Source organism: Mesorhizobium sp. M0514 (assembly GCF_040321145.1).
GTDB lineage: Bacteria > Pseudomonadota > Alphaproteobacteria > Rhizobiales > Rhizobiaceae > Mesorhizobium.
This window is the reverse complement of the sequence record NZ_JAMYQZ010000076.1, coordinates 19701-29951: the sequence shown is the minus strand read 5'-3', so window position 1 is coordinate 29951 and position 10251 is coordinate 19701. Positions and strand designations below refer to the sequence as shown.

The following is a 10251-nucleotide window of genomic DNA, read 5'->3' as shown; positions in this document are numbered from 1 at the left end:
TCGGCTCGAAGGACAGGCCGAGACCGGTGATCTTGCCCTTGTCGTCGACGTCGCGGACGATCAATTCGATCGGGCCGATCAGCACCCGGTCGGCATATTCGGCATGGCCGCCGAGCCGCGCCGTTACCAGCGCGCCGACGGTGAGCTTCTGCTCGGCTTCGCTCAATCCCGGAGTGTATGCGGCCTCGAGCTCTGCGGCCGAGCGGGCGGGATCGACGGCAAAGGCGCCGAAGAAGTCGGCATCCTCGGGGTCGACTACGGCGCGGCTGGCAAACAGCTTGTCAAGCAGGCGCGGATAGCGGTCGGGCACGAAGATGTAGACCTGGTCGCCGGCCGCGAGCCGGCCCATGTCCTGGAAACGCATCGAGCGGCCGTCGCGCAGCACCAGCGAGGGCCGTGCCCAGCGCGGGATGCGCTCGCCGCGCGCCACCGGGCTGCCGGGCGCGACGCGGTAGGCGAGCAGTTCGTGGTGGGCGGAGCCCGGCAGTTCGAGTTCGACCTTGTCGAGCGGCCCGAGTCTCGCCGGCACGATCAGGCCGAGCCGGCGCGCCAGCGGACCGACCGACCAGCCCTGCACCACCAGCGATACCAGCACGATGATGAAGGCGACGTTGAAGATGGTGCGGCCGTTCTCCAGTCCGCCGAGCAGCGGGGTGATGGCAAGCAGGATGGACACGGCGCCGCGCAGGCCGACCCAGGAGACGAAGGCGATCTCGGGACGCGGCAGGCGGAACGGGATAAGGCAGAGCCAGACGGCGACAGGGCGCGCGACAAACATCAGGAATAGGCCGAGCAGCACCGCCGGCACCATGATCGCCGGAAACTGCGAGGGTGTCGCGAACAGGCCGAGGATCAGGAACATGATGATCTGTGCCAGCCACGACATGCCGTCCTGGAAGCGCTTCAGGATGGTGACGGCGCGGATGTCGGAGTTGCCGGCAATGAGCCCGGCGAGATAGACCGCCAGGAAGCCCGAGCCGCCAATGGCGCCGGCCGCGGCGAACACCATCAGTGACAGGGTCAGCACGAAGATCGGCAGCAAGCCATGGTCAAGGTTGAGCCGGTCGACGAGGCGCACGATGCCGAGCCCGCCAAGCACGCCGACGACGGCGCCGAGCCCCATATTGAGCAGGAAGCCGAGGATCAGGTCGGTGACCAGCACATGGGTCTCGGGATTGGCGTGGGCGGCGATGATCTCGACCAGCGTGATGGTCAGGAAGATGGCGATCGGGTCGTTGGTGCCGGATTCGACTTCCAGTGTCGCGCGCACGCGTTCGCGCAGATTGATCTCGCCGGCGCGTAGCAGGAAGAAGACGGCCGCCGCATCGGTCGAGGCGACCGCGGCGCCGAGCAGGAAGGATTCCAGCCAGCTGAGGTCGAGCAGGTAATAGGCGGCAGCGCCGAACAGGCCAGTGGTCAGGATTACGCCGAAGGTCGCCAGCGACACCGCCGGTCCGGCCGCCTGGCGCAGCGCGTTGAGCGGCGTGCCGAAACCGGAATCGAACAGGATGACCGCCAGCGCCAGCGAGCCGGCAAAATATGCCACGCGCGCATTGTCGAATTCGATGCCGAGACCATCGACGCCGCTGGCGAGGCCGATGCAGAGGAAGAGCAGCAGCAAAGGGGCGCCGAAGCGGAAGGCGATCAGGCTCGAGAACGCTGCGGCGACGACTAGCGCTGTGCCGACCAGCGTGACGAGATAGATCGCATGCTCCATCCGTGATTTGCCCCTCGAATTCCTCTTTCTACCGATTCACGGGAGAGTGGGGCGAAGGCATGGCCGGTGCAAGGCGCAAGGATGGCTTTTTGCCTTATGCCGCTGATTTTCCGGCGTTTGGCGGCTCGGCGCGCCTTGCCCGGCGCGCTGACGAAAAACGCCCGGGCAAAGCCGGGCGTTCGAAGCTGCAAGACGATGCCTTCAGGTCAGGCGATGGTCTTGCCGAAGGCGACCGAGGTGTCGGCCATGCGGTTGGAGAAGCCCCACTCATTGTCGTACCAGGACAGCACCGAAACGAAGTTGCCGTCCATGACCTTGGTCTGGTCGAGCGCCAGGATCGACGAGCGCGGATCGTGGTTGAAGTCGATCGACACATTCGGATGATGGGTGACGCCGAGAATGCCCTTGAGCTTGCCGTTGGAGGCGGCGATCACCGCTTCGTTGATCTCCTGCACGGTGGTGGCGCGCTTGGCGATGAACTTGAAGTCGACAACCGAGACGTTGGGGGTCGGCACGCGGATCGAGATGCCGTCGAGCTTGCCCTTGAGGTCGGGCAGCACCAGGCCGATCGCCTTGGCCGCACCGGTCGAGGTCGGGATCTGCGACAGGGCAGCCGCGCGGCCGCGGTAGAGATCCTTGTGCATGGTGTCCAGCGTCGGCTGGTCGCCGGTGTAGGAGTGGATCGTCGTCATCATGCCCTTTTCGATGCCGACGGTCTCGTGCAGCACTGCGGCCAGCGGCGCCAGGCAGTTGGTGGTGCAGGACGCATTCGAGATGACGATGTGGTCCTTGGTCAGCTTGTCGTGGTTGATGCCGTAGACGACGGTGAGGTCAGCACCTTCGGCAGGCGCGGAGACGACGACGCGCTTGGCGCCGGCGGTCAAATGCGCGGCAGCCTTGTCGCGGGCGGTGAAGATGCCGGTGCATTCGAGCGCGATGTCGATGCCGAGTTCCTTCCACGGCAGTTGCGCCGGGTCCTTGATCGCGGTGACCTTGAAGGTCTCCTTGCCGACGGTGATCTGGTCGCCCGAGACCGACACTTCGTGCGGGAAGCGGCCGTGCACGCTGTCATAGCGCAGCAGATGCGCGTTGGTCTCAACCGGGCCGAGGTCGTTGACGGCGACCACGTCGATGTCCTTGCGGCCGGATTCATGGATGGCGCGCAAGATGTTGCGGCCGATGCGGCCAAATCCGTTGATGGCAACTCTGACGGTCATTTTACTCTCCCTGGGAGCTGGAGGCGGCAGATGGGTCCGCAGCTTCATAGCGGCGGATGGCACAAGAATCCAGCCGCAGAACGCCGAATTTAAATCGATTAGGTTGGTCCAGCCCCGCGAATCCGCCTTGGAGGTGCGCGGCACTGACCCTGATCTTACTTGCCGTGCAGGCGGGCTTCAGCCGCCTTGGCCGCGGCTTCGGCGGTGATGCCGAAATGCGGGTAGAGCTGCTCGATGGTGCCGGAAGCGCCGAAGCCGGTCATGCCGATGAAGATGCCGTCGGAGCCGATCAGGTGATCCCAGCCCTGGCGGATGCCGGCCTCGATCGCCATCTTGATCGGCGCGTTGCCGATTGTCTCCTTGCGGTGGGCGTCGCTCTGCTGGTCGAACAGTTCGAAGCAAGGCACCGAGACGACGCGGGTCGGGTGCCCATGCTTTTCAAGCAAATCACGGGCGCCGAGCGCGATCTCGACCTCGGAGCCGGTGGCGAAGATCGTCACCGCCGCTTCGCCGCTCGCCGCGGCCAGTTCATAGGCGCCCTGGCTCGAGAGGTTCCTGGCCGAGTGCTCGGTGCGCACCGTCGGCAGGTTCTGACGGGTCAGCGCCAGGGTGGACGGGGTCTTTTCCGATTCAATGGCAATCTGCCAGCATTCGGCGGTTTCCACCGCGTCGGCCGGGCGGAAGACATTGTGGTTGGGGATGGCGCGGAGCGCCGCCAGGTGCTCGACTGGCTGGTGGGTCGGGCCGTCTTCGCCCAGACCGATCGAATCATGGGTCATGACGAAGATCGAGCGGATGCCCATCAGCGACGCCAGCCGCATCGACGGACGGGCATAGTCAGAGAAGCACATGAAGGTGCCACCATAGGCGATGAGGCCGCCATGCAGCGTCAGGCCGTTGAGGGCGGCCGCCATGCCATGCTCGCGGATGCCGTAGTGGACATAGCGCTGGCCGTAATCGTCCGGCGTGATGTTCTTGGTCTGGCTGGTCTTGGTGTTGTTGGAGCCGGTGAGGTCGGCAGAGCCGCCGATGGTTTCCGGCACCGCGCCGTTGATGACTTCCAGCGCCATTTCCGACGATTTGCGGGTGGCGACCTTCGGCTTGTCGGCCGACAGCTTCTTCTTGTAGTCGGCAATGACGGCATCGAAATTCGACGGCAGCTTGCCGGCGAGGCGGCGCTCGAACTCGGCCTTCAGCTCGGGCTTGGCCTTGGCGAGCCGGCCTTCCCAGTCGGTGCGCGGCTTGACGCCGGCCTTGCCGGCGGTGCGCCAGGCGTCGAGAATGTCGGCCGGAATTTCGAAGGGCGGGGAGTCCCAGTTGAAGAATTTCCGCGCGCCGGCGATCTCGTCGGCGCCGAGCGGTGAGCCATGTGCCTTGTTGGTGCCGGCCTTGGTCGGGGCGCCGAAGCCGATGGTCGTCTTGCAGGCAATCATCGTCGGCTTGTCGGAATGGCGGGCGGCTTCGATGGCGTAGGCGATTGCCTCGGGGTCGGTGCCGTCAATGTGGCTGGCGTTCCAGCCCGAGGCCTGGAAGCGGGCGACCTGGTCGGTGTTGTCTGCAAGCGAAACCGGACCGTCGATCGAGATGTTGTTGTTGTCCCAGAAGACGATCAGCTTGTTGAGCTTGAGGTGCCCGGCCAGCGCGATGGCTTCCTGGGAAACACCTTCCATCAGGCAGCCGTCGCCGGCCAGCACATAGGTGTAGTGGTCGACGAGGTCGTTGCCGAAGGCGGCGTTCATGATGCGCTCGCCGAGCGCGAAGCCGACCGAATTGGCGAGACCCTGGCCGAGCGGGCCGGTCGTCGTCTCGATGCCGGTGGCATGGCCGTATTCGGGATGGCCGGCGGTCTTGGAACCCAGCTGGCGGAAATGCTTGATCTGGTCGAGGGTCATGTCCTCGTAACCGGTCAGATGCAGCAGCGAGTAGAGCAGCATAGAACCGTGGCCGGCCGACAGGATGAAGCGGTCTCGGTCCGGCCAATGGGGGTTCTTCGGATCATATTTCAGAAAGCGGGTGAACAGCACTGTGGCGATGTCGGCGCAGCCCATGGGCAGGCCGGGATGGCCGGACTGGGACTTCTCGACGGCGTCCATGGAGAGAAAACGGATCGCATTGGCCATCCGGTCATGTTGTTCACGCGACGTCATGGTACCTCCGGGGTGGGGATTTGTGGGCTTGGCAGAGCCCAGGAAAGAGTGCGCGACACATAGCAGCCACGGGCTTTTAGTCAACAAATCGGCTGCACATTTGCCGGTCTTGTGATGGCTTTGAGACCTTATGGGGCGACCTACATTAACGTTAGCGGGGGACAGTCGCGAGAGCTTTGTTGACGTTGCCTTCACCCGGTGCCTAATGTTTCCTTGTTAACGCGTTCTGAACGCGAAGCGATTCGGTGATGGGCAGGGCACAGGACGAAGGCCATGACCGGCGAAACCACACTCAAGGAAGTCATCCACAGGCTGGGCAAGGCCATCGAGGGGCTGGAAAACGCCGTCGCGGCCAAGCTCGAGCACGAGCGCGACTATTCCGAAGCCGAGGCTGAGGTGCAGCGCATGAACGCCGACCGTTCACGGCTGGCGCAGGAACTCGACAATTCCGAAGCCCGCGCCGAACGGCTGGAAGATGCCAACAAGGAAGTGTCGCGCCGCTTGGTGACCGCCATGGAAACCATCCGCGCGGTGCTGGACAGGTAGGAGCTGCAGGCCATGGCACAGGTCACGGTTTCCATCGACGGCAAGCAGTATCGCATGGCTTGCGACGAGGGTCAGGAAGAGCACCTGATCGACCTCGCCGAGCGGTTCGACCGTTATGTCTCGCATCTGAAGGATTCGTTCGGCGAGATCGGCGACCAGCGGCTGACGGTGATGGCCGGCATCATGGTGATGGACGAGCTTTCGGAGCTGCAGAAGCGGGTCAAGGGCATGGAGACCGAAGTGCAGACGCTGCGCAAGACTCGCGACGAAGCGCTGACCAAGGCCGACAAGAACGACACCGTGCTGACCAGCGCGCTCGGCGCGCTCGCCCAGCGCATGGAAGACCTGGCCACGTCGCTGGCGGTCAACAAGGCCTGAGCCTTCCCCGCACAAACGAAAGATTGTCGGCCCAACGTCGGTCCGTAGAACGAAAGTGCTCGTTCCGTCGCCAATAATAGTTTCCTATTGTCCTGCAGCCGCGATTTTTGCGCTAAGATGCGGGAATGCCGGAGCGTTGACGCCGTCCACGGCCGCTCCTGACGAAATCTGTTGCTGGGGAAATAATGCCATGAGCCTTCGTATCAACGACATCGCGCCTGACTTCACCGCCGAGACCACGCAAGGGCCGATCAAGTTTCATGACTGGATCGGCGACGGCTGGGCGATCCTGTTCAGCCATCCGAAGAATTTCACCCCGGTCTGCACCACCGAGCTGGGCACGATGGCGGGGCTCGAAGGCGAGTTCAAGAAGCGCAACGTCAAGGTCATCGGCATTTCCGTCGATCCCGTTGCGAGCCACGACAAGTGGCAGGCCGACATCAAGACGGCGACCGGCCAGACGGTGAATTACCCGCTGATCGGCGACAAGGACCTCAAGGTGGCCAAGCTTTATGACATGCTGCCGGCGGGCGCCGGCGAGACGTCGGAAGGCCGCACGCCGGCCGACAACGCCACGGTGCGCTCGGTCTATGTCATCGGGCCGGACAAGAAGATCAAGCTGGTGCTGACCTACCCGATGACGACGGGCCGCAACTTCGACGAGATCCTGCGCGCGGTCGATTCCATGCAGCTGACCGCCAAGCACCAGGTGGCGACGCCGGCCAACTGGAAGCAGGGCGAGGATGTGATCATCACCGCCGCGGTTTCGAACGAAGATGCGGTCAAGCGTTTTGGCGCTTTCGAGACGATCCTGCCCTATCTCAGGAAGACCAAGCAGCCGTCAGCCTAGGTTTTCTCCGTCGGAGCTATTTCGGGCTTCAGTCCTATTTCTGGCAAGGCGTGCTTGACCGGCGCGCTTTGCCAGATGACCATGCTGTTGTTCAACCCGACGGAGAAAACGGTTCCTGTCGGGCAAGGGGCAGGGGGGCCGGACATTGGACATCGCTTCGGCCAAACCTGAGGTCGCCGGCTTCTACGACAAGCCGACCGGCGCCATCCAGTATGTCGTCACCGACCCGGTGACGAGACGCTGCGCCGTCATCGACCCGATCCTCGACTTCGACGAAAAATCCGGCGCGACGGCGACGAAGAATGCCGACGCCTTGCTGGATTTTATCCGCGAAAACGGGCTGAAGCTCGAGTGGATCCTGGACACCCATCCGCATGCCGATCATTTCTCGGCGGCGCACTATCTCCGGGAAAGGACCGGCGCGCCGACGGCGATCGGCGACAGGATCATCGAAGTCCAGGCGCTGTGGAAGGCGATCTACAACTGGCCGGATTTCCCCGCAGACGGCTCGCAGTGGGACCGGCTGTTTGGGGAAGGCGAAACGTTCATGATCGGCAACCTGCCGGTCAAGGTGCTGTTCTCGCCCGGCCACACGCTCGCCTCGATCACCTATGTCATCGGCGACGCAGCCTTCGTCCACGACACGCTGTTCATGCCCGACAGCGGCTCGGCAAGGACGGACTTTCCCGGCGGCAGTGCCGCGCGGCTGTGGCATTCGATCCAGGGCATTCTGGCGCTGCCGGACGAAGCGCGGGTGTTTGTCGGCCACGACTATCAGGCCGGCGGCCGCGAGCCGTGCTGGGAGAGCACGGTCGCCGAGCAGAGGGCAAAGAATATCCACCTCGTTGCGGCGCGCAGCGAAGCCGAGTTCGTCGACTTGCGCGAAGCGCGCGACAAGACACTGCCGATGCCGCGGCTGATCCTGCATGCGCTGCAGGTCAACATGAATGGTGGACGGCTGCCGGAACCGGAGGCCAATGGCCGAAGGTATCTCAAGTTTCCGCTGGATGGGCTGTAGATCGGTTCATGCTGTAGGCGCCGTCGCCGAAGCTGCCAATCTCCCCCTCAAGGGGGGAGATCAGCTGTTGCCCGACTTTCGCTAACCGCCGACGGACGACAAAACAAAAAAGGCGGCGCCGGTTTCCCGACGCCGCCTTCTGTTCCTTAGCCGAACCCGGCTTTACGCCGCGGGCTGCGCCTCGATCGTGCGCAGCGCCTGCATCTGGCGCTTGGCGGCGGCCTTGACCGCGTCCTGCACCTTCTCGAAGGCGCGCACCTCGATCTGGCGCACGCGCTCGCGGCTGATGTCGAACTCGGACGACAGCTCTTCCAGCGTCAGCGGCTCCTCGGCGAGGCGGCGTGCCTCGAAGATGCGCCGCTCACGATCGTTGAGCACGGCCAAAGCACCCGACAGCATGCCGCGGCGGTTTTCCAGCTCGTCCTGTTCGATCAGCATGTCTTCCTGGCTTTCGTGGTCATCGACCAGCCAGTCCTGCCATTCGCCGGATTCACCCTCGCTGGCGCGGATCGGCGCGTTCAGCGACGCGTCGCCCGACAGGCGGCGGTTCATCGACACGACTTCGGCTTCCGACACGTTCAGCCTGGTGGCGATCTCGGTGATCTGGTCGGGCTTGAGGTCGCCATCGTCCAGCGCCTGGATCTTGCCCTTCACCTTGCGCAGGTTGAAGAACAGGCGCTTCTGATTGGCGGTCGTGCCCATCTTGACCAGGCTCCACGAGCGCAGGATGTACTCCTGGATCGAGGCCTTGATCCACCACATGGCGTAGGTCGCGAGGCGGAAGCCACGCTCGGGTTCGAATTTCTTGACGGCCTGCATCAGGCCGACATTGCCTTCCGAGATCACTTCGCCGATCGGCAGGCCGTAGCCGCGATAGCCCATGGCGATCTTGGCAACAAGCCGAAGATGGCTGGTGACGAGCTTGTGCGCAGCGGAAGTGTCTTCATGCTCGGCGTAGCGCTTGGCGAGCATGTACTCTTCCTGCGGCTGAAGCATCGGAAAGCGGCGGATTTCTTCCAGGTAGCGGCTGAGGCCGCCTTCGCCGGAAACAATACTGGGTAGTGAATGGGCCATGATTGCGCCCCCTCTCTATTGGAGTGATGCCCCCGAAACGCGGCGGGCATGTGACGCGAGCACCAAAAGGCTCGCCCGCGACAACTGATTTATATAGGAACAAAACCAGAAAAGACAGGCATTTGTTCAACACGAAACAGTGTGTCACGCTGAAGTGAACAATGCCGCTCAGGTTTTAGCTGGCTTGTTTAGACGCAATTCCGGACGGAAAACCGTTTCACACTTTTCCTGGAATTGCTCGGGTTCAGAGCTTGCGGAAGCCGCCGACGAGTTCCTCCATGTCCCCCGGTATCGGCGCCTCGAACCTCATCGATAAATGGGTAGCCGGGTGCCGAAATGCAAGCAGCCAGGCATGCAAAGCTTGCCTGGAAAATGCCTTGACCTGGGTTTTCAGCGGCTCGGGCAGCCGGTTGGCCTTGGTGCGGAAGGCCTGGCCGTAATCCGGGTCGCCGATGACGGGGTGGCCGATATGAGCCATGTGGACGCGGATCTGGTGGGTGCGGCCGGTTTCCAGCCGGCATTCGACCAGGCTGGCGGCGGCGAACGGCTGCTGGTTTTCGCCGAAACGCTCCTTGACGGTGAAATGCGTGACGGCGTGGCGGGCGTCGTCACGGCCTTCCGGCACGACGGCGCGGCGCACGCGGTCGGCGGCACGGCCAAGCGGCGCGTCGACCGTTCCGGTCGGCCGCGACGGGATTCCCCAGACCAGCGCCAGATAAGCACGTTCGAGGTCGCCGGTGCGGCCGTGGTCGGCAAAGGCCTCCGACAGCGCCTTGTGGGCGCGGTCGGTCTTGGCCACCACCATGACGCCGCTGGTTTCCTTGTCCAGCCGATGGACGATGCCCGGCCGCCTGACGCCGCCAATGCCTGAGAGACTGTCGCCGCAGTGGTGGATCAGGGCATTGACCAGCGTGCCGGTCCAGTTGCCGGCGCCGGGATGGACGACGAGGCCGGCCGGCTTGTTGATGACGATCAACTCGTCGTCCTCATAAAGCACGTCGAGCGCGATGGCCTCGCCTTGCGGTTCGGCCGGTTCCGGCTCGGGCCTGACGACCGATACGCGCTCGCCGGCACTCATCTTGCGCTTGGTCTCGTCGACCGGCTTGCCGTCGATCGAAACGGCACCTTGCCGGATCAGCATCTGCACCCGGCTGCGCGACATGTCAGGCCCGAGGGCGCTCGCCAGCCATTGGTCGAGGCGCTGGCCGGCCGCTTCCGCGCCGGCTTCGAGCACGGTCGGCGCCACCTCTATGAATTGTACAGCCTCTATCAATTCAGGGGTCTCTTCGTTATGAGCGCTCATC

Annotated in this window: 9 protein-coding genes; 4 read left to right on the top strand and 5 right to left on the bottom strand. The window is 63.8% G+C overall.

Features of this window, described 5'->3' with window-relative positions:
• The 3 genes from NKI61_RS25135 to tkt form a co-directional block, all read right to left on the bottom strand.
• On the bottom strand, window positions 1-1717 hold a 1717-nt coding region (locus tag NKI61_RS25135; RefSeq protein WP_352841396.1), incomplete at its 3' end, for a potassium/proton antiporter.
• A gap of 206 nt (window positions 1718-1923) precedes the next feature.
• Window positions 1924-2934 carry a type I glyceraldehyde-3-phosphate dehydrogenase gene (gene gap / locus NKI61_RS25130; protein ID WP_023683984.1) on the bottom strand — a complete coding sequence of 337 codons (1011 nt, stop codon included), beginning with the start codon at window positions 2932-2934 and terminating at the stop codon, window positions 1924-1926.
• 155 nt (window positions 2935-3089) lie between these two features.
• Window positions 3090-5081: a transketolase gene (gene tkt, locus NKI61_RS25125; protein ID WP_352545473.1), complete on the bottom strand. Its 1992-nt coding sequence runs from the start codon at window positions 5079-5081 to the stop codon at window positions 3090-3092.
• A 273-nt stretch (window positions 5082-5354) separates the two neighbouring features.
• Here tkt and NKI61_RS25120 point away from each other — a divergent pair, with 273 nt between their 5' ends.
• From NKI61_RS25120 to NKI61_RS25105, 4 genes are all read left to right on the top strand, one after another.
• Window positions 5355-5627, top strand: coding sequence for a DUF4164 domain-containing protein (locus NKI61_RS25120; protein ID WP_023670128.1), 273 nt, complete (start codon window positions 5355-5357; stop codon window positions 5625-5627).
• Window positions 5628-5639: 12 nt separating this feature from the next.
• Window positions 5640-6005, top strand: a complete 366-nt coding sequence (locus tag NKI61_RS25115) for a cell division protein ZapA (RefSeq protein WP_023670127.1) — start codon at window positions 5640-5642, stop codon at window positions 6003-6005.
• A gap of 190 nt (window positions 6006-6195) precedes the next feature.
• Window positions 6196-6855: a peroxiredoxin gene (locus NKI61_RS25110; RefSeq protein WP_023670126.1), complete on the top strand. Its 660-nt coding sequence runs from the start codon at window positions 6196-6198 to the stop codon at window positions 6853-6855.
• Between the two features lie 145 nt (window positions 6856-7000).
• The gene (locus NKI61_RS25105; protein ID WP_352841394.1) at window positions 7001-7873 is read left to right on the top strand and encodes an MBL fold metallo-hydrolase; all 873 of its coding nucleotides are present in this window, start codon (window positions 7001-7003) and stop codon (window positions 7871-7873) included.
• 162 nt (window positions 7874-8035) lie between these two features.
• On the opposite strand, the gene rpoH is transcribed toward NKI61_RS25105, so the two are convergent.
• Window positions 8036-8947 carry an RNA polymerase sigma factor RpoH gene (rpoH, locus tag NKI61_RS25100; RefSeq protein WP_352841392.1) on the bottom strand — a complete coding sequence of 304 codons (912 nt, stop codon included), beginning with the start codon at window positions 8945-8947 and terminating at the stop codon, window positions 8036-8038.
• 244 nt (window positions 8948-9191) lie between these two features.
• Window positions 9192-10250, bottom strand: coding sequence for an RluA family pseudouridine synthase (locus tag NKI61_RS25095; RefSeq protein WP_352841390.1), 1059 nt, complete (start codon window positions 10248-10250; stop codon window positions 9192-9194).
• Window position 10251 lies beyond the last annotated feature (1 nt).

Bases quoted from the DNA above. Each gene is read 5' to 3' on its own strand.
- gap (WP_023683984.1), bottom strand. From the start codon at position 2,934: ATGACCGTCAGAGTTGCCATCAACGGATTTGGCCGCATCGGCCGCAAC.
- tkt (WP_352545473.1), bottom strand. From the start codon at position 5,081: ATGACGTCGCGTGAACAACATGACCGGATGGCCAATGCGATCCGTTTT.
- NKI61_RS25120 (WP_023670128.1), top strand. From the start codon at position 5,355: ATGACCGGCGAAACCACACTCAAGGAAGTCATCCACAGGCTGGGCAAG.
- NKI61_RS25115 (WP_023670127.1), top strand. From the start codon at position 5,640: ATGGCACAGGTCACGGTTTCCATCGACGGCAAGCAGTATCGCATGGCT.
- NKI61_RS25110 (WP_023670126.1), top strand. From the start codon at position 6,196: ATGAGCCTTCGTATCAACGACATCGCGCCTGACTTCACCGCCGAGACC.
- rpoH (WP_352841392.1), bottom strand. From the start codon at position 8,947: ATGGCCCATTCACTACCCAGTATTGTTTCCGGCGAAGGCGGCCTCAGC.
- NKI61_RS25095 (WP_352841390.1), bottom strand. From the start codon at position 10,250: ATGAGCGCTCATAACGAAGAGACCCCTGAATTGATAGAGGCTGTACAA.